We start from the raw sequence: 20,671 nt of genomic DNA on the forward strand, positions 1-20,671 counted from the left end.
AAAAAAGACCATCGGATGATGTATAAAAATAATTGCTTGTGATCTAGTTAGAAAAGTTTTAAAATTGAGGGTTAAAAATAAATGACTTTGCTGTTTTTTGATTTGAATTCAAACTACTTTGTTGAATTGCAGCTCATTTAGGTGGTTTTTATGAAGAAAGTAGCGTTTACAATGGATAATTGATGATTGAAAATAGTAAGGATTAGGTTAGGGTTTTAAATTTTTGTTTAACTTTGCATCGTAAATGATAAACAAAATGGAAAATAAAAAACCAGATAACATTGTGTACTCTGTAGAGGAGGGATACAATGCTAATGTATTGCCTTATGCTACGACGGTAGGCGCGCCTGTGATTCGGGTAGCTGATGTAGTGTCATGGAAAAGCCGCGGAATTGAGAATGTAAACAAGGAATTGGTTAATAAATTTAATGAGCTCCAGCAGCAATACCAAAAGCTAATGGAGGAATACGAGTGGAACGAACTGGTGTATAGTGCTAAGTTTTCGTTTGAGCCTGTAATAGGCGAAATTTATCATTTGTACCGCGATGCTGCTGGTGTAAACTTTTTGTCACTGATTTCACCTTTGGAATGGAACCGCGAACACATAGGCACTTTTAAATTGAACAGCGATAAAAAATGGGTGGTACTAAAAGCAGGGGAGTCTCAGCTATACTAATAGCAGGGGAAAGCGATTTGTAGCACTATTGTTCTATAAATCGCTTTTCTATTATAGAATGCGTATTCTAATGTAATTGGTACGACTAAGGCGGAGGTCAAAATACAAACCGTTTAGCGTAAAGGAACTGCACCAATATTTAAATTTATTCCACATAAAAGCGTTTTAAGTTAAAGATACGGAATTTTAAAGGAAGTGGTATATTAATGACCTGTGATTGCAACTTTTGTTGCTGCTATCGCTTTTGGAATGAAGTTAATGATATTATAGTGCTTGTGATTTAATTGAGATAAATAGTGGATGGAGAAATCGAAATGTGTTGAAGAAGCATTCTCTGAAAAAATAATTGTTGCTTATATAATATAAAAGACAATCAAAACAGTAGTGTTTTGATTGTCTTTTTTTGTGACTGAGGATTAATATTATTGATTTGATGTAATAATTGAAACAAACTCACCCACAACTCTCATTTGTGATCCATTCTCTTCATTGATAATAATATCTTTATAAGAAGAATCAAATGAATTTGGTTTTAAAGCAATTGATTTGTGTTCGTAACCTTCTTCAGTTACTAATTTTTCACTTGAATAGGTCTTAATTGTAAAAGCCGAATTGAAATCTTGATCTTGAATGTCGATATTTTCAACTAAAACTATTTTTCCATTTCTACTACCGCCAGTATAAGGCTTAAGTAAACAAATTGAGCCATTAGGAATCACTCTATTCATTGATTCTCCAACAATTTTACATGCAAAATAGTCGCTTTTAGAATTTGCAGGCCCTTCAATTAGGATAAATTCTTTCTCAGATTGAATTTCACTAAACGTTCCAGCTGCTGCATAAAAATCGTATAAAGGGATTGGATTATTGAAAGTTGGTTCAAAATCAAAAGTTGATTGAAAATCTTTCTTTTCGGCTTTCTTTTTAGGTTTTTCAGCTTTAACAGTTGCTTTTTCCTCTAAATAATTATACATCGAAGGTGAAACTGGACTAGCTAAATTAAAGCGGATTTTTACAACTGAAACTTGTTTCCCGCTATCATTCCCCATCGTGGTTTGCTCGACTTGATTCATTTCAGGACTTATATCGCCCATGTAATAAAAGTCCATTCCTTCATCATTGTTCTTTTTGATAAAAAGAGGAAGTCTAATTGGACCATTTTTGCCCAGAATAGATTGAACGTCATTACTATTAATTTTTCTATTTGATTTTGACATCCAATCAAATTCCTTAGTATTCACAAACTTATCTTCATATTTTGTAGATTCGGATATGTCTTCTTCTTTGTGATAGTTTACAAAAATTGGACAATGAGAATTGTCAGGACTTACTAAATACCCTCCTACATTTTGCGCTACAGGATTTTCTTTAGTGTTCAATATCCTAAAAACATCTTTTCGAGAATATTTTCGATAAAGTAAAAACCCTTCTTGCCAGTTATGAGGTTCAAATAATTTGTCAAATTCATAAATAGAATAATCGGTACAATCAATTAGAAAAGCTTTGAATGTATCTTGACTTAAATACGATAGAAATGTAGTTGAGAATATGAAATTGTCATTTTCTAATTTTATAATATCTAAATTATAAATCTTCTTTGCCGAAATCAGTTTTCCTTCTTTCTTTTCTCTAATAAATTCAAAATTTAAGTTTGTAATACAAGATTGAATTGTTTCATCAGAAACAGTGTAATGATATTTTGTTAATATGGTTTCTTTTAAACTAGTTAATGAAAGGGTATTATTTTTAATTAATAATTTGATGATTAAACTTTCTTCAACTCTTTTCGAATTATTTATTTCTTTCGAAAACAATTCTAAAAGTTTAATTTGCTCCGCTTTTAAATCGGAATTGTATTCTTGCTCAACTTTGATAATGAAATTATAATACGAACCGATATAATTCACATACAAATAAGGGTCTCTAGAGCCATGCTCTATAAAATCCATCATCATTGGTATTCTACCAAGTTTGAACTTTAATAAGTTGTAATCCTTTTTCAAATCAGAGAACAATTGCATGTTTGCAGAGTCAATAGATTGAAATATTTTTTCTTTGGTGATTTCATCAAAATTAATTGTCGACGAACCGGGAATCATCCTACTGCCTTCGGTAATTAATTTTCGAAGAGAATCTTTATTGTATGAGGTATCACCATAAAGTGCAATTGGGATCAGATAATTATTTTCATAGTTTCCTATAAAATCAATAACTGTAACATAATTTTTCCCTTCAATTTTCCTCAATCCTCTACCCAATTGCTGAATAAAAATGATAGCTGATTCAGTTGGTCTAAGCATAATAATCTGATTAATTTTAGGAATATCAATACCTTCATTGAAAATATCAACTGTAAAAATATAATCAAGTTTATCGTGTATGTTATCTGATTCTAATCTTTCAATTGCTTTTGCTCTTTCTAATTCTGAATTATCACCCGTTAATGAAATGGATTTAATTCCATTTGAATTAAATAATTCAGAGAGTTCAATAGCTTCTTTTTTTCTTGAACAAAAAATTAAGCCTCTGGTAATACCGTTGTCACTTCCGTAAAATTGGGCTTGTTCTATTATTCTTTTTACTCTTTCGGTAGAAACTAATAAATTAAAGTCTGATTTATTATCAATTACATTATTGTCGATTAATAAATCAGAGACACCATAATAATGAAATGGACTGAGCATTTCTTCTTCCATTGCTCGGTTCAGCCTGATTTCATAAGCAATATTGTGGTCAAATAATTGAAATATATCTGTTCCGTCTGTTCGCTGAGGAGTTGCGGTCATTCCCAAGAGAAATTTTGGTTCAAAATAATCTATTAAACGTAAGTAGGAATCTGCACCAGATCTATGCGTTTCATCAATAATGATGTAATCAAAATGATCTTTTGAAAAATTCTCAAGATGCGTAAGTTTTGAAATTGTTTGAATAGTTGAAAACACGAAATCACATTCTAAATCTCTTTTTTCGCCTGAATACAATCCCATCGTTTTAGTTGTCCCAAAAACTTTTTGAAACGTCTTCAATGAATCTTCTGCAATAGTCAATCGATGTACTACAAATAGCAACTTTTTAGGATTAAATTTTTTTGCATCAAACGCTGATAAATATGTTTTTCCTGTTCCGGTTGCAGAAATTATTAAAGCTTTGTTTTTATCGTCTTTTCTTAAATTTCTTAAATTCCTTAATGCTTCTACTTGCATCGCATTAGGAATAATTTCCGTTAAAGAATTATCAGCTTCTTGAGTTTTACTACTAAGAAATTGCTTTTTATAAATTACTTCATAATGAGAAATATAGTCGACTGTTACGGGAGTTGCTTTTTCAAAATCAGTTTGAAATTCTCCCAATACTTTTTCAACTAAACCACTTTCATCTAAGGCTGATACTTTTATATTCCATTCCCTATTAGTCGATAAAGCGCTATCTGTTAAATTGCTACTGCCTACAATTAAATTATAATGATATTTATTTTTAAAAATGTAACCTTTTGCATGGGCATTACCAGTTGTAGCAATGCGTAAATCAATATTTTTAAATTGCAATAACCTCTTTAATGCCTCAGGTTGGGTGAAATTTAAATATTGAGAAACTAAGATTTGACCACTTATGTTGCGGTTTTCTAATTCTTTTAGTTTGTTTATTATAGTAGCGACACCACTTGTTGTAACAAAAGCAACGGAGATATAAAATTGGTCGCAATTTTCAAGCTCATGAAGTATTGTTGTAAGTACTTTTTTAGGTGGGTTTTTCTGATTTACAAGCAACTCTGGTTGATACGCTAAATCAGAAAAGACAGTTTTATTTACGTACCCTGTTTGTAAACTGGAATTGAAAATTTGAACTATCTTATCCATTCATTATTAATTTATCGACAATAGGAATATCTGCTGCGGCCCAATCAAGTTTTTTAAGTTCATTTAAACTTAACCATTCTTTAGCGATGTGCTCATTTAGAGTTAGTTCCTTAGATTGTACTTCACAAATATAACTATGCATTGTCAGTTCAAAATCTGGATACTTGTGTACGACTGTTAGAAATAGAGATTTAATATCGGTAGCAATATTTAATTCTTCAACTAATTCACGTTTCAATGCCTCTTTTTGTGTTTCGCCTACTTCTATTTTTCCGCCGGGAAATTCAAATTTCTCGGATATATAATCGTGTTTGTTTTTAGGTCGTTGAACACATAAAATCTCGCTTTCAAAATATATTATCGCTGCGACTACTTCAACTTTTTTCATTCTTAACTCTAGTTTCTTGTAAAATTATTTCCTTAATAAGTAATGATTTTTTATAATTTGTGTTTTACAAATATATAAGTTTATTCGCAAAAATTCGAGGTTTTGCAGTACCATAGGATTTTTAAACCGTAATATTCTTGATGATATCATTACTAAATGATTGCTAAGATGTTTAATCTAATACTAATCCCCGTAACACTTGCTTTGATGGAATTACTTTTGCAAGAGTCTACTATAAAATTTAACATGTATCAATTAGTATTCTTTTTTACTTGGAATAACGACACGAATTCCTCCTCTTGGATTTTCAACATCGTCTTTATATCTTGGAATAATGTGTATGTGACAATGTGGAATAGTTTGTCCCGCATCTTTATTTACGTTTATACCAACGTTAAAACCATCAGGATTATATTTTTCTTGAAGAAAGGTTCTTACTTTATTTGCAACAATCCAGCAAGCGGTTTGTTCTTTTAGTGTAAGATCAAAATAATTTTGCACTAATCTTTTGGGTACGATTAAAGCATGTCCTATAGATACCGGAAATTTATCATAAAAAGCAAATACTGTCGCCGTTTCAACGATTAATCCTCTTGTTTCTTCGCCGATCAAAAATGGACTTAAATCAGACCTTCCTTTGTTTACAGTCGTGTAATGTTCATATTCATACACTTCACAGTTTTCATTTTTATAAATGGATAAATATGCTAATTTTATGATGCATTGATAGGTTTCTTTTTTGTGGATTTTATGAATTCTAAATCCTTCATACTGTATATCTCTGCGAACAGCAAAATATGCTTTTCCGTTTGGTTTCAGGAGATTTGAAACGTTCATTAAAACTTCTGCTTGCTCTTCAGGAAGTAAAACATTCAAGACATAGAAGCATATAATTGTATCGAATTTTTCAATTGGATATTCTGGAAAATAAAACGGATCATAACCAACAACATTGAATCCTTTGAGTTTTAAAAGCTCTACATCTTTTCCAATGCCGCAACCAAAATCAAGAATTTTTCCTTTTATCTTTTTTTGGTTAAGTAATATTCGAGCTGGATATGAAAGTGATGTTCTTTCAATTGCAGTTAAATGACTATTTGAATTTTGATTATTCATCTTTCATATACAAAAAACCGTTATTACTTGCTATTGTTATTAATGGCTGTATTGTATTAGAAAATTTTTCTTTTTCAAAATTTTCAATGCTTGGAAAAATGGAAAGGTATTCATCCATATATCTGCTTTTGGAGTTATTATGTTTATTAATCTCAAAAGCTAGTTTTTGTAAATCGTAAAATTTGTCAAAATGTTTATCAAACAACGGAAGATTATCACTTTTCTTTGAATTACTAATTTTTTCGACAGGAATTAAATTCCAAATTAAATCATGAGAAACAAATGCGTGTGGAATAAAATGGTCAATTGCAAAATTCTTTTCCTCAAAATATAGCTTACTCCCAGAAAAAATACATTCTATGAAACCTAATTCCTTAAAGACGATTTTCCAATATTCATTTGTCTGTTTTGTCAAACCATTTCTTACTGGCGGTTTAATTAGTTTATTTGGGATATCTGGAACACTTGGATTTCTTGTTTGAAGAAACAAAGATAAATTCCAATAACAGAAATCTTTGAGGATTTTGGCGTTTGTTTTTAAATAGTTAATCCACAATGGATTTATTTCAATAAATTCATGATGTAAAGCATATAGACAATTATCTTCAAATTTTTGAGAAGAGGAATAGATTCGTTTCTTATAATTTGAATCATTTTCATTTTTCATTTTGGGGAACCAAGGCGATAAAAAGCGATGAGGAACATTCAGATTAAAGTGATCTAGGGACTTTTTAGTTGCGGATTTCGTAGTCTTTTCTAAAATTGATATTAGATTATCTTTCTTGATATCGATTGCTAGATTTTCAAGTTTTAAAATATCTTCAACAGCATTTTGAATCAAATCTTGTTTTCCAAAAGAAACGTGAAAATAGTTTACGGTGTACCAAGAACTACTAATCATTCTAGCAAAGATATCTCGTTTATTTATCTTGCTTTGCTCATTCTCGACTAGTTCAATAATCGCAATCAGCCAATAGAATTTATAAGTAGCGACAGTATTTGCGAAAGAAGCCGCAAGTTTATTGGTGGATAAATCTTCTGAAAAAGGTAAATGCATAAAATTTCAAGTAATAAAAATAGTGTTTTCAGAAACTCATTAGTTACAAATAAACGATTCTTTATTATTTTATCCAATACCCACTTTTAATGATTTTTTTGTCAGTGTCTGTTTCTAATTTGGCTTTAGTTTGAAGATTAACTTGATACAGCATTTCTCTGAACCGTTATCCCTAGCCCTGACTGCAATGGAATTCCTTATGCAAGAGGCCGCTGTTTTTTCTAGGTATACAAGAGCGACTGCAAGAAGCTCCTTGTATGCGGTAGAAAAGCAAGGACTATAAATAAGAATGTAAGGAAAGGCAGGATTAGCTCCAAGAGAAAATAATTCCTAAAATGGGCCGCTCTGGGATGCTTTTGTAATAAGGTAGTTTGTGGGAATGTAACTTCTAATGTAATCACGGTAGTATATAAAGCAAAAAAGACCTTACATTGCTGTAAAGTCTTTTTAAAATGGGTGACCGATAGCTATTGCGACTTTTTCGGTTGATTTATAATATGCTTATATCAATGTCATATCAAGATGTTGCATTAGGTTTTTAACACCGATTTTGTCTTGTATTTACGTGCGCAAAACTAGCGTTGTAATCCACCTAAAAGTGATTTGATAGCCACTGTTATTTTTGATTTTTAATGGTTTAAAACTATTTATAGTCGGTAGGTAATTTTCTTGTTTTGGTTGCTTTTTCAAAGGCAAAACCCATTTTTAAAAGGGCATCTTCTTGATAGGGTCTAGCTATAAAGGTAAGTCCCCAGGGTTCTCCCGTTGCTTTATACCCCATAGGGATAGTTAGGCAAGGGTAGTTGGCCGCAGCGGCATGACCAGAGTTGTTATTGTTTATGGAAAAGATAGCGTCGAGTTGGTATTTTACCATTGGTGTTTCAAAAAATTGGATACCTGCTTTTCTGACTTTAGCCTTTATTTGGACTAACTCTGCTTCAGTAGTTTTATCAGATAACATACCATCAAAACGGCCTTGTCCGTAAGGGATTTTCAATGTTGTATCACTGTTATTGTAGGCTACAATTTCAGCAATCGATCGGCTAGTGATGTCATTTGACGCATAGGTATTCAAATAATTAGGGAGATCGACCTTCATGTCGGCGGTAAGTATGGTTCCAAAACCATCAAAACTCATGGGTTCCGGTTCATATTCAACGACTGTACCGCCCAACTCAATTATGGTATTGATACTTTGCTTATAAATAGAATCTCCTAAAAAGTTTTTTATGGCGCCAAAACGCAATCCTTTTAGTGTGCCCGTTTTTAGATGATCGAGGTATTGTATGTTTTGTGGACTGTTTTGTGTAGCGGGATCATTACTGTCTTCTCCACTCATAGCCGAAAGAAGGATGCCACTGTCAGTGATGTTTTTTGTCATGGGTCCAGGCGTATCTAATGTACTTGAGATGGGAACGATACCTGATCGACTCAATAAACCTGTAGTTGGTTTTAGACCAATAATTGAATTTTGCCAAGATGGAGAAATTATAGAGCCTGAAGTTTCGGTACCCACTGCTGCTGCTGCATAATTTGCGGCTACTGCGGCTCCACTTCCCGAGCTCGAACCGCCGGTGTCAAATATTTTGCGTCCGTAGGGATTAAGTGTTTGTCCACCTACCGCACTATAACCGTTAGGACCAGTAAGGAAAAGGAAATTAGCCCATTCGCTTAAGTTTGTTTTTCCTAAAATAATAGCGCCTTTGTTTTTTATTTGGGTGATGATAAATGCATCAGCAGCGGTATTGTTGCGTAGCAAATGTGTTCCTGCGGTGGTAGGCATTCCTTCCACGTTAGTGTTGTCTTTTATAAGTATTGGAATACCGTAAATAGCGTGGTCGCCATTGGATTTGTTTTTATCTTTCTTTCGCGCTTCATTGACCGCTTCGGGGTTAATGGCAACGATCGCGTTGAGCATTTTGTCTTTGTCATTCTCAAATTTGGCAATACGGTACAGATACCATTTTGTTAATTTCTCGTAGTTCAGGCTGCCCGATTGAATATAAGCTTGAATGGTGGGAATATCTTGTTCTAAGATGAAGGGTTTTAGCCTTTGATACTCGCTTTCGGAAAAAGTACCTAGCTGATTAGCTATGTTTTTCAACATTGCATTTTTATCTAGAAGTTTTGACTGAATCGATTTGTATTGCATTCTTAGGGATGCGTTGGTAGCATTTTTTGCTAACTCTTCGGTTTCGTCATAAGGTTCCCAAGCCGGAATAACTGTTTTTTGAGTTGGCTTGCAAGCCAGTATAAAAAAAAGGGAGAGGAAAAGAATTTTCTTCATTACAATTAATTTTTAGGTTTAAGTATTGGCTTTTTTTGGTTAATTCTAGTTCGTTTTTACGTTATGCACTTAATTAAAGTGACTATCAACAAAAGGTCTCGGAAATTTATTCGAAATACAAGAGCATAAATTCTGCTACTTTGAACGGATTCAACTGTCCTTAGAAATAGCAAAACAGCAAGATTGTCGATTAGAACTCAAAGATAAACTTTTATTGTGCTTTTGGAGCATGATGACAGTAAAAGCAGGGTAGTATTTTGTATAAAAAAGTGAATCGTTTTTGTTCCTAATTACAAAGAGTGTTGTTAATTACAGAGCGTAAGTTTTTTTTTAAAATGCCCTTGTGGATACAGATTCCCTAGCCCTGACTGCAGTGGAATTCCTTATGTAATAGGCCGCTGTTTTTCGTGGTATACAAGAGCGACTGCAAGAAGCTCCTTGTATGCCGTAGAAAAACCAGGGCTATAAATAAGAATGCAACGAAAGGCAGGATTAGCTCCTAGAGATAGAAGTAGATCAAAGTACCGATACAATTTTAGGTGAAAGTATATAAAACAAAAAAGACCTTACATTGCTGTAAAGTCTTTTTAAAAAGCTTCCTCTCTTGTCCCGATAGCTATCGGGAGAACCAAGGTTTAAAGTTTGCAGCATGATTAAAAAGCATGAAGATACCTGAAAATTAAGAAAAAAAAAAGCCCGACATTGCTGTCAGGCTTTTAAAAAGCTCCCTCTCTTGTCCCGATAGCTATCGGGAGAACCAAGGCATTTCGATTTCAACTCAATAATTTTAGGCGTTATATTTTTGAAGTAATTTGATTGCAATTTCGGGATAGCGCAAAAGATTTTCAATATAAATTTTAGTTTTCATTTTCTTGATATGCTTTTCGATTGCTAAAGCTTGAGTTTTGGTTTCACATTCAATTTTATAATAGATTTGCCAGTCTTTAGTTTTAGCTGTAAATTTTCTATTTTCAGTTGGGTTTAAATGTAATTCGAGTCGCTGTTCTAAATTGGAGGTGAAGCCAATGTAGAATTGATTTAACAGAGAGGAATGTAAAATGTAAACATAGAACATAGTAGAGAAATGAGTTTAAAACAAAAAAGACCTTACATTGCTGTAAAGTCTTTTTAAAAAGCTCCCTCTCTTGGGCTCGAACCAAGGACCCTCTGATTAACAGTCAGTCTCATATTCGTTGCATTTCTTAGTTTTTATTAGCAAATAGTAGTAATACAGCCTATTGGATAGTTTAAGGTTTATCTTTTTGCATCACTTTTTTACACTTCTTACTATGAATGTTTAACCTATGTTTGACCTGAATAAAATTTGAGCTGTATTGAATGTCTAATTTTGTTTGAATTTTAACCATTAAATATAACTTCAAAATTAATTTCAAGAATTGATCTATAGTCGTAGTAGAGAATAAGTGTTACTCCAATAAGTACTATTATAATAATTTTATGATAGATTTTTAAATTAGGTATAAATAGTGACATTATACCTAAGACAATTAATGCTGCACCTAAAATATAATACCATAGCATTAAAAATGCAAATATTAAATTTAATGCAAAATAAAGAATTGGCAGCCCAAAGCAAATAGACAAGCATACATAGATAACATTAACAGGTTTAAGTTTTATTCTATCAGCGTATGCTGTTACTAAAAAGAAGACAAGTGTAGCAAAAGAAATTGAAGCCAAAATTAAATGTAGGTATTTCATCTGTCAGTTATTTTAAGTATTTCATAAGCTTAAACATGTAACTACAAAAAAGATCACTATTTACATCTTTGTAAATATACTCATAAGTTACTTTAGCTTTAATCAAAGTTGCATTGTCTGGATTATTTTTCTTCTGAATTCCCGTATTTGTTTTGAGATTTTGAACCAGGTATCAATGTGAGTAAAAGCATAGAAAAAGGAACAGTCCACATAAAGATAATTATTATACCAGCCGCATAATCTATTGATATATAACCTTTTAAAATAAAGGCAAAAAGCAACAATTGTTTTGGAATAATAGGTAATAAACTAACCCAACCTGGTAGATTTAAATCGTGGAGTCTTTTAATTATTGGTTTTATTTCAAGTATCAACCAAAGAATATTTAGTAAGACTAGTAATAATACTATCTCGTAATCATTATAATACTCAGCATCTGAAGTAATTGTTGTTTTAAATATACTATAGAAGAATAAGCTAAGTAATCCAATTTTTAGAAAAAAATCAGTTCTTCCAATTCTTCCGTCATAACTAAAAAGTCTTTTCACTAAGCTTTTTTTGACTTCGATTTTTTTTTGGGCTTCACATTTTTCAATCTCAACCATGTTATTGTTATGGTCTATTAGATAAAAATTTTTGATGTATGTTTTAATTTTTTGAAGAATTGATAGAATGTTACTTTTATTACTATGATTTAAAGTGGGTTCTCCAATGTAATTTTTATTAATTTCTGCTGATTTTTTTTTTAAAATTGATGAATTGATGAATTGTTTAAATCTATCTATAAAAACCATTGGACTCCTTTTTATTTTATCATCTTTTGTAAATAAGAAACAATAGATTGCTATTCCTAATAATATTAGTAATGAAATTAATAAATATTTATACGACACATTGTATCCAAAAAAATCGATATGATAACGATGCAAGGGGGTAGAAATTTTTTCCCGATAATATTTTCCGTTTTTAAAAGGTTGTTTAATGGAGTAACCAATAATCATCCCAATACTACTTATTAAAATAAGAATTACAGAAATTTTTTTCTCTTCTAGGTTTTTCATTTACTTGTTTTATAATTAATATTTTTTGCTACTTTTCTTTAAAATTTTACGTTGGAAAAAATCTTTGACATCAATTTCTGCATTATTTCTTGTGACTAATAATTTGGCTATAAAAATAGAACCACTTTTTGTTTGTGATCAATTGCAATATTTTTTTATATAATCATATGAAAGTTTATTCCCTAATTCTCCTGCTTTACTAAAATCCAAACAAGCTGATTCTTTTTGCCCTAAACTAAATTTCACCACTCCTCTGATTCCATAAGCGAAAGCATATTTAGGATTAATTTTAATTGCCATGTTCAAATCGGTTAATGCTCCCTGAAAATCATTTAATGCAAATTTTGCAATTCCTTTTTGTGCATAAGATTCGAAATTGTTTTTATCTATTTCTATAGCTCTATTGTAATCGGAAATAGCTCCTCTGTAATCTTCACTTTTATGCTTTTCTATTCCTCTAAATAAATAAGCATCAACATATTTAGGATCTAATTCAATAGCCTCGTTGAAATTAATCATTGTAAATACGTTAAATGCACCTGATTTTGGATCAGCACATAGCATTGCTTTATAGAAGTATGCTTTAGCATTTTTTGGGTCAATTTCAATTGCTTTGTCAAAATCTTTAAATGCTCCACGGTAATCTTTAAGTATTTTTTTTGAAGTTCCTTGACTAATATAATAATCACTTGATTGACTAAAAGAGTTATTTGTAAAGAGAATAAAAAGAATAAGTATTATAAGGTTTTTCATTTCATTTGTAATTTTTAGATTGTCAAAATATTTATCTGTATACCTCTTACCGAGTCTTCAGTTTGAGTTTTTTTAAAGCTTACAATATCATCAGTTGTAATGGTTGTTTTTTCACATTTTATTGTTTTTTGGAATTTTGAACTCTAATAAGTTTCCATATTTAATAGTATTACTTTCTTGGTAAAGAGGAGGGCAGTGCTCAATAATAAACTTTTCATTTTATATAAGATTGATTTTTCAAAGTAATCTATTTTAGATATCATTCCCTTACGGTTTTCCTCATTCTGTTAAAATAACGGTTAGTTATCTTTTACGATAACCACTATATCCAAATATAGAACAAATTTTGACTTATCGTAAAAGATAATTAAAATTTGGAAGAGTCACTACAGATAAAGGTTGGTAAGCGTATTCAGGAAATTAGAGTTGAGAAAAATATATCTCAACAAGATTTGGCTGCTAGGTGCAACTTTGAAAAAAGTAACATGTCTAGGCTAGAAGCAGGTAGAGCAAATGCTACGCTATCTACATTGGATGTAGTAGCTAAAGCTTTAAATGTAAATATTACTGAGTTTTTTAAATTCTAATTTTCATCATCTTGACCCACAAATTCTAGTTCTTTATCAAGAAGATATAACATTAATAGAGCCTTATCATTTATCACTTTTATATTAATCAAATAGTCTATGAGTCTATAAACGTATAGATCCTTGATTATTACTCGAGCAACAATAGCTGTAGGTTTTTCAAATTTTTCGCAGTTGTAATCTAAGTTTTCACAAAAATCTAAATTTCTAAAACAGGTACATTTAGATAATCCACAAGTAACCTTATCAGGAAAGAGTAAAGCCAAATTAAACTTTTTGCTTACTAAATCATTTTGCTTTAGGGAATTCCAATCCCATTAGTCTCTATATTTTTCTAATAGAGGATAACTCCATTTGATTTTTGAATTGTATGAAAGGATGTTAAAATCTAGTTTGTCATTGTAGAATTCAATATCATCATCTGTAAATGGATAGAGTTCTGCAATACTATCTTTTAAGAATTGCATTCTTACTTCTCTTGGGAAATTTAAATAATTTTTGAACTTATCCATTATAAAAAAAATAGGGCTGTATTGAGTAGCAAATTAATGAATACGCTATTAATAGTAATCTGTAAGAAAGAAAATAATTGAAATTTAGTTACTGCAAGGTATATCTTTATTAGTTTACACTTTCATGTTAACATTCCTTCACTTGAGAAGCTATAAAAAACATTCTTTGTAATTATTAAGTGGTCTATTAAAGTAATGTCAAGTAAGTCTGAACATTTTTTAATTTTCTTTGTTAATCTAATATCAGCATCACTTGGTTTTGTGTTCCCAGATGGATGATTATGTGAAATGATGATACCACAAGCATTGCATTTCAATGCTACTGCAAACAGTAATCTTACATCTACTACAGTTCCAGTTATTCCGCCCTTAGATAGAGAGTAAATACCTAAAGCCTCATTACTTCTATTTAGTAAAATTACTTTAAACTCTTCCTGAAGTTCTAGTGTACCTAAATCCCAAGACTTTAATAAGAACTCGTATGCAGTTTGTACAGAGTTCATTTTCTCTTTTTGAATATTTTGTGTAGAGTAGTAAACCTGTATCTCTGCTAATTCATTTGTGGAGTTAGTTGTTTTCATAATTTAGAAGTATTTAGGTAATTGGGAAATAGTTGAAATACCCTCTATACATTTTAACCATTTAGGTTTATTCGGATAGAGGATATTTTTAAATAAAATTAATGTTGCAATTGACCATTACTTGAAAATGAATTCTCACTAGGAGTTTTGCTCATAAATTCATCAACAGTAGTTTTGCTTTTCTGTGCTTTTGGAGTAGTGGCTTTTTCTTCTTCCACATATTCAAATCTATGGGTTAAGGTGATTACCTCTCCAGTATCTTTGATGGTGTAATCATAAGCCTCACATTCCACTTTCTCTACCTTTCCAGGTAGTTCAGTTCCAATTAATGCTTGACAAGTCAATTCATCAAATGTGGTAGAGATGGAAGCTTTTCTAGCTGTAATATAAAATTTGCTTGTTTCTTTGGATTTCACCATTTCAATTCCACCTTGAAGTTCGAGTACAAAGAATTCTTTGCCGTCCTCTGTTTCTCTTTTTTTGTAATTAATAATTCTTACCATGTTCTTGATTTTTTTGAGTTAAACTTTTTAGCATTCAAAAACATAAACCTGTAGCTTCAAATACAGCTATCAACTTGTATCTATATCTACGGGAATAATTTTTTGGTATGCTAGTGATAGGTGGGGGTCTTGAGTTTAGGTTTTGTTACGGGGGGAGTGTTGTCAAGGTAGTTTATTCTCTTAAAAATTTGAGCCAAAAAAATATCCAAAAAAAAATTATGTAAAAAGTATTACATTTATGCTTTTAAATTTTAAAACGTATGCCAACACTTAATTGGATAGGAAAAGACAAAGTAATAAACCATCACCAGGATGTTCCTTATAGAGTACTAGAAAAACAATACACTTATAGTAATGGATCTGAAACTAATGACACCATTAGTGAGAATAAAATAATTCATGGAGATAATCTTGAAGCATTAAAAAGTTTATTACCTGAATATGAAGGGAAAATAAAGTGTATTTATATTGACCCTCCCTACAATACAGGTAATGAAGGGTGGGTGTATAATGATAATGTAAGTGACCCTAAACTTAAAAAATGGTTAGGTCAAGTTGTAGGTAAAGAGAGCGAAGATTTATCAAGACATGATAAATGGTTGTGCATGATGTACCCTAGATTGAAACTATTACATAAGTTATTAGCAGAAGATGGTGTAATCTTTATTTCTTTAGATGACAATGAGTTCGCTAATTTGAAATTAATTTGTGATGAAATTTTCGGCACTAATAATTTCTTGAATGATGTTATTTGGCAACATAGCATACAGCCTAAAGGATATCTAGGAAAATTTTCAATTCATCATAACCATACATTGGTATATTCAAAATACTCAAGTTACATTCTTGGAAATCTGGATAGAACTGATGAACACAATAAAGCTTATTCTAATCCTGATAATGATGTTAAGGGGATGTGGAGGACGGGTGATGTTAGAAATGCATTATACAGGCCTAATTTAATTTATGATATTCAAACCCCTTCAGGTAAAATAATTAAACCACCAAAGAATGGCTGGAGATGGAGCAAACAAACTTTACATGAAAAAATTGAAACAAAAGAGATATTTTTCAACAAAGGAGAAACTAACATTATAAGAAAAATATACTTGAAAAATCTTGAAGGAAGAGCTCCTGAAACAATTTGGTTTGGTCAAGATGTTGGCACTACTAGGGATGCAAATAAAACATTAAAAGATATATTTCAAAATGAGGAAATTCCATTTGATACACCAAAACCAGTTAATTTAATTAATAGAATTTTAGAAATATCAACAGACAAGAACTCAATAATACTTGATTCCTTTGCTGGTTCAGGCACAACAGCTCATGCAGTTTTAAACCTAAATAAACAAGATGGTGGCAATAGAAAATTCATTTTGATAGAAATGGAAGACTATGCTAATACTATTACAGCTGAAAGAGTAAAAAGAGTTATAAAAGGATATGGCACAGATGCTAAACCAATTGAAGGAACAAATGGGGATTTTAGTTATTATGATCTAGGTGAGCCTATTTTTCTAGAAAATGATTTGCTAAATGAAGCTATTGGTATAGAGAGAATTAATGAGTATGTATGGTTTTCTGAAACTAAGTCTAAATACAGCAAGCAAACAGAAAAGCATTTACTTGGAGTAAAAGAGCAAACAGCTTATTATTTTTATTATAATGCCACAAATATGACCACTCTAGATGAAAGCTTTTTAAGAAAGCTTAAAACTAAGGCAGAACAGTATATAATTTATGCAGATAATTGCTTGCTAGATGAAAAGCTAATGAGTAAATACCACATCATTTTCAAGAAAATCCCAAGAGACATTACTAGATTTTAGACAAAAATTATGGAAGAAGATTTAAAAAAATTCATTTTATATACTGCTCCAAGTGGAGAAGTAAGGGTAGACGTTTTGCTACAAAATGAATCTGTATGGCTTACACAAAAAGCTATTGCAGAGTTATTTGGAGTACAAGTTCCTGCCATAAGTAAACATTTAAAAAACATTTTTGAAGAGGAAGAATTAATTGAGTCTTCAGTTCTTTCCATTTTGGAAACAACTGCCAAGGATAATAAAAATTACAATACAAATTATTACAACCTTGATGCTATAATTTCTGTTGGCTATAGAGTTAATTCTACCAAAGCTACACAATTTAGAATATGGGCTACTAAAACTCTGAAAGAATATATTATTAAAGGTTTTGTATTAGATGATGATAGGCTAAAACAAGGTCAAACCCTTTTTGGAAAAGATTACTTTAAGGAGTTATTACAAAGAGTACGTTCCATACGTGCAAGTGAAAGAAGAATTTACCAACAAGTAACTGATATATTTGCTGAATGTTGCATAGATTATGACAGAAATGCTGACATAACCAAGAATTTTTATGCTATGATACAGAATAAGTTTCACTTTGCTATTACTGGAAAAACAGCAGCAGAGATTATACATAGCATTGCTAACAAGCAAAAGGAAAATATGGGATTAACCAACTGGAAGAATAGCCCAGAGGGAAGAATTTTAAAACAAGATGTAATTGTTGCTAAGAACTATTTAGAAGAAAAAGAAATCAGACAACTGGAAAGAACTGTAACCTCCTATTTTGATTATATTGAAGGATTAATAGAAAGAGAAAACACTTTCACTATGGCAAAATTAGCAGCAAGTGTCAATAAGTTTTTGAATTTTAATGATTACAAAATTTTAGAGGGAAAAGGTAAAATCTCAAAAATACAAGCTGATAAAAAAGCTTTGAAAGAGTACGAGGTTTTTAATAAGACACAAAAAATAATTTCTGATTTTGATAAAGAAATTAAGAAATTAAACAAGAAAAAGTAAAATGGAATTAAAACCATACCAACAAGATGTAATTAAGGATTTAGAAAATTACCTTTCCTATCTTCAAAAATATAAAACCCCAAACAAAGCTTTTAATGAACTTTGGACTGAAAGAGTTGGTGCATACAATCCACTTACTCAAACAGGAATGCGAGGATACAAAGACAACATTCCTAATGCTGTTCATATTGCTATAAAAGTTCCTACTGCTGGTGGTAAAACATTTATAGCCTGCAATGCATTGCATACTATAAACAAACATTTTAGTCAAGGTAATGCCAAAGCTGTAATATGGTTGGTGCCTTGGAGTAACCTGCTGCAGCAAACATACAACAACCTTAATAACCCAAACCATCCTTATAGAGAAAAGCTAAATAGCTTATTTGGTCATAAGGTTGAAGTGTATCAAAAGGACCAATTACTGCAGGGGGCTAATTTTAATCCAACCTCAGTAACAGAACAGCTTAATATTTTTGTGTTGAATTTTAGTAGTTTACGTATTGATAAAGCTAAAAAAGAAGATAGAAAAATATTTCAAGAAAATGGTGCATTAGAATCCTTTAGAGATATAATTATTAATAAGGATTTAGTACTTGAGGGTACAGATGAGACAGCTTTAATTAATATAATAAGGAGCTTAAATCCTATTGTAATAGTTGATGAAAGTCATAATGCTGAGAGTGACTTAAGTGTTGAGATGCTACAAAATCTTAACCCTTCACTTGTATTAGATTTAACTGCTACACCAAAGGAAAATAGTAACATCATAAGTTTTGTAAGTGCTTTAAAACTAAAGCAGGAAAGCATGGTTAAACTACCTGTAGTAGTATATAATCACCACAAAAAAGAGGAAGTTGTTAATAGTGCGCTACACTTGCAGAGACAGTTAGAATTAATAGCTAAAGAGGAAGAAAAAGAAAGTGGGAAGTATATTAGACCTATAATTTTGTTTCAAGCTCAATCTAATATCAAGGGTAAAAACAACACTACCTTTCAAAAAATAAAGGAACAGTTAGTTAAGCTAAAAATACCCGAAGAACAGATCAAGATAAAAGTTAGTGGTGTTGATGAACTTAAAGGTGTTAACTTAATGGATAGAAATTGTCCCGTTAGATACATCATAACTGTAAATGCTCTTAAAGAGGGATGGGATTGTCCTAATGCTTATATTTTAGCTTCATTAGCTGACAAATCCTCTGCTGTAGAAGTTGAGCAAATCCTTGGTAGAGTGCTTAGACAGCCTTATGTTAGCAGACACAAGAATGCATTATTGAACATGTCATTTGTATTAACTGCCTCTGATAAATTTAAAGACACCTTAGATAATATTGTAAAGGGGTTACAAGATGCAGGATTTTCTAAAGATGATTATTTTGCTGCGGAATTACCTGAACCACAATTGACAAATGAGGAAATTTTACAAAAAGACTTATTTGAAAACCCTGCAAATGCAGAAGATACAGAAGTTAAATCAGATGAAGAGTTTGATACTGAGTCAATAGATTTTAATCCTGAGGATGAAGTAACCATAGAAACTTATACGGATACTTCTACTGTAGTTGGTACAATAACAAAACAAGCTATTATTGATAGTAAGATATTTGATGAGAAAGTTAGCAATTTAGATATTGATGACAATACTACATTCTTTACAGAAGTTATGAAGCAAACACCAAAGAAATATTTAATAGATACACAATTCCAAGCACTAGCTACAACTATAGAATTGCCTCAGTTTTTCCTAAAGACAGAGGAAGATGAGCTAACTGATGGGATATTGTTTGAGGAATTAACCAGCTATGATTCTTTATTAAATAAGAATAGCTTATTGAAAGGATTTAATTTACTGGAGTGTGATACAAAAATAAACTTTGATGAAATTTCAGCTGACATATATGCAGTAGATTTTGATGGTAGTAAAGGTACCGCTACAGCTAATAAAGTTACTCAAAGAGCCAAAAGCATATTAGTAGATACCATTTTATCTAAGCCAAAAGAAAACCAAGTAAAAGATGTAAGTAGGTTTATTGTAGGTAAGTTAGGAGATATGACCCCTATAAGAGAGCAAGATTTAACACGATATGTAAGTAGGGTTTTTGAAAGTTTATCTAATGACCAAATTAGAGATATAATTAATAACGAATTCATATACATTCAAAAAATTAAGAATAAAATTAATGATTTAGGTGCTGCTTATTCTAAAGCAAGATTTAAGATGTTACTAGATGCAAATGAGGTTTTTGTAAAAGAAAATTTCTCATTTACTGAGAGTATAAACCCCTTAAGTCCTAGTACGCCAATTGGTAAGTCATTATATGAATTAGAAGACTCCATGAATATCTTTGAACAAGATATGATCATGAGTATAGCTACACTTGACAACGTTGTTTTTTGGCATAGGAATCTTTCTCGTGGAAAGGGCTTTTTTATTAATGGGTATTACCGTGATCATTATCCTGACTTTATTATTTCTACTAAAAAAGGAAACATTATTCTAATAGAAACTAAAGGAGATCATTTAGATAATGATGACAGCAAGGACAAAAATAAGTTAGGTAAAATATGGGCTGAAAAATCAGGAGACAAATACAAGTATTTCATGGTTTTTCAAACTAAGAATGTAGAGAATTGCTACACGGCAAACACGATAATTGAAGTTTTAAAGAGGTTGTAAGTTTGTTTTTTTTATAATTTTTAGAATCCTATCCAGATTTTAATTGTTAAAAAAGTCAAA

At 31.1% G+C, this 20,671-nt stretch carries 17 protein-coding genes; 5 read left to right on the forward strand and 12 right to left on the reverse strand.

The window, feature by feature from the left end; all coding sequences use genetic code 11:
* The first annotated feature begins 256 nt into the window (after positions 1-256).
* Complete coding sequence (locus H8R22_RS02895; protein ID WP_187009028.1) at positions 257-676, forward strand: DUF2452 domain-containing protein; 420 nt, start codon at positions 257-259, stop codon at positions 674-676.
* Positions 677-1,098: 422 nt separating this feature from the next.
* On the opposite strand, the gene H8R22_RS02900 is transcribed toward H8R22_RS02895, so the two are convergent.
* The 9 genes from H8R22_RS02900 to H8R22_RS02940 form a co-directional block, all read right to left on the reverse strand.
* Positions 1,099-4,533, reverse strand: a complete 3,435-nt coding sequence (locus H8R22_RS02900; RefSeq protein ID WP_187009027.1) for a DUF3427 domain-containing protein — start codon at positions 4,531-4,533, stop codon at positions 1,099-1,101.
* A complete protein-coding gene (locus H8R22_RS02905) occupies positions 4,526-4,921 on the reverse strand; it encodes a (deoxy)nucleoside triphosphate pyrophosphohydrolase (protein ID WP_187009026.1) in 396 nt (131 codons plus the stop codon). Before H8R22_RS02905 ends, H8R22_RS02900 begins: the two co-directional genes overlap by 8 nt.
* A 255-nt stretch (positions 4,922-5,176) precedes the next feature.
* Positions 5,177-6,037: an HIT family protein gene (locus H8R22_RS02910; RefSeq protein WP_187009025.1), complete on the reverse strand. Its 861-nt coding sequence runs from the start codon at positions 6,035-6,037 to the stop codon at positions 5,177-5,179.
* Positions 6,030-7,094, reverse strand: coding sequence for an HNH endonuclease domain-containing protein (locus H8R22_RS02915; protein WP_187009024.1), 1,065 nt, complete (start codon positions 7,092-7,094; stop codon positions 6,030-6,032). Before H8R22_RS02915 ends, H8R22_RS02910 begins: the two co-directional genes overlap by 8 nt.
* A gap of 643 nt (positions 7,095-7,737) precedes the next feature.
* Entirely contained in the window at positions 7,738-9,381 is a 1,644-nt protein-coding gene (locus tag H8R22_RS02920) for an amidase family protein (protein WP_187009023.1), read from the reverse strand.
* Between the two features lie 787 nt (positions 9,382-10,168).
* Positions 10,169-10,456 carry a GIY-YIG nuclease family protein gene (locus H8R22_RS02925; RefSeq protein ID WP_187009022.1) on the reverse strand — a complete coding sequence of 96 codons (288 nt, stop codon included), beginning with the start codon at positions 10,454-10,456 and terminating at the stop codon, positions 10,169-10,171.
* Between the two features lie 284 nt (positions 10,457-10,740).
* A complete protein-coding gene (locus tag H8R22_RS02930) occupies positions 10,741-11,103 on the reverse strand; it encodes a hypothetical protein (RefSeq protein WP_187009021.1) in 363 nt (120 codons plus the stop codon).
* A 122-nt stretch (positions 11,104-11,225) separates the two neighbouring features.
* On the reverse strand, positions 11,226-12,164 hold the full coding sequence (locus H8R22_RS02935; RefSeq protein WP_187009020.1) for a DUF805 domain-containing protein: 939 nt from the start codon (positions 12,162-12,164) through the stop codon (positions 11,226-11,228).
* Between the two features lie 138 nt (positions 12,165-12,302).
* Complete coding sequence (locus H8R22_RS02940; RefSeq protein WP_187009019.1) at positions 12,303-12,917, reverse strand: tetratricopeptide repeat protein; 615 nt, start codon at positions 12,915-12,917, stop codon at positions 12,303-12,305.
* Between the two features lie 374 nt (positions 12,918-13,291).
* Here H8R22_RS02940 and H8R22_RS02945 point away from each other — a divergent pair, with 374 nt between their 5' ends.
* Positions 13,292-13,504: a helix-turn-helix domain-containing protein gene (locus H8R22_RS02945; protein WP_187009018.1), complete on the forward strand. Its 213-nt coding sequence runs from the start codon at positions 13,292-13,294 to the stop codon at positions 13,502-13,504.
* 317 nt (positions 13,505-13,821) lie between these two features.
* Here H8R22_RS02945 and H8R22_RS02950 read toward each other — a convergent pair whose 3' ends face one another.
* The 3 genes from H8R22_RS02950 to H8R22_RS02960 all read right to left on the reverse strand — a co-directional run bounded on the left by H8R22_RS02950 (position 13,822) and on the right by H8R22_RS02960 (position 15,100).
* A complete protein-coding gene (locus tag H8R22_RS02950; RefSeq protein WP_187009017.1) occupies positions 13,822-14,016 on the reverse strand; it encodes a hypothetical protein in 195 nt (64 codons plus the stop codon).
* 122 nt (positions 14,017-14,138) lie between these two features.
* On the reverse strand, positions 14,139-14,597 hold the full coding sequence (locus H8R22_RS02955) for a JAB domain-containing protein (RefSeq protein WP_187009016.1): 459 nt from the start codon (positions 14,595-14,597) through the stop codon (positions 14,139-14,141).
* Between the two features lie 98 nt (positions 14,598-14,695).
* Positions 14,696-15,100, reverse strand: coding sequence for a hypothetical protein (locus H8R22_RS02960; RefSeq protein WP_187009015.1), 405 nt, complete (start codon positions 15,098-15,100; stop codon positions 14,696-14,698).
* A gap of 260 nt (positions 15,101-15,360) precedes the next feature.
* Between H8R22_RS02960 and H8R22_RS02965 the strand changes: the two genes are divergently transcribed.
* Genes H8R22_RS02965 through H8R22_RS02975 form a run of 3 tightly spaced genes read left to right on the forward strand, consistent with a single transcriptional unit; the run spans position 15,361 to position 20,611 of the window.
* Complete coding sequence (locus H8R22_RS02965; protein WP_187009014.1) at positions 15,361-16,932, forward strand: site-specific DNA-methyltransferase; 1,572 nt, start codon at positions 15,361-15,363, stop codon at positions 16,930-16,932.
* A 9-nt stretch (positions 16,933-16,941) separates the two neighbouring features.
* A complete protein-coding gene (locus tag H8R22_RS02970; RefSeq protein WP_187009013.1) occupies positions 16,942-17,937 on the forward strand; it encodes a virulence RhuM family protein in 996 nt (331 codons plus the stop codon).
* Between the two features lies 1 nt (position 17,938).
* Positions 17,939-20,611 (forward strand): DEAD/DEAH box helicase, encoded by a 2,673-nt coding sequence (locus H8R22_RS02975; RefSeq protein WP_187009012.1) that lies wholly within the window; start codon positions 17,939-17,941, stop codon positions 20,609-20,611.
* The last annotated feature ends 60 nt before the right edge of the window (positions 20,612-20,671 follow it).

Origin of the sequence: Flavobacterium kayseriense, from assembly GCF_014305095.1 — a bacterium.
Taxonomy (GTDB): domain Bacteria; phylum Bacteroidota; class Bacteroidia; order Flavobacteriales; family Flavobacteriaceae; genus Flavobacterium; species Flavobacterium kayseriense.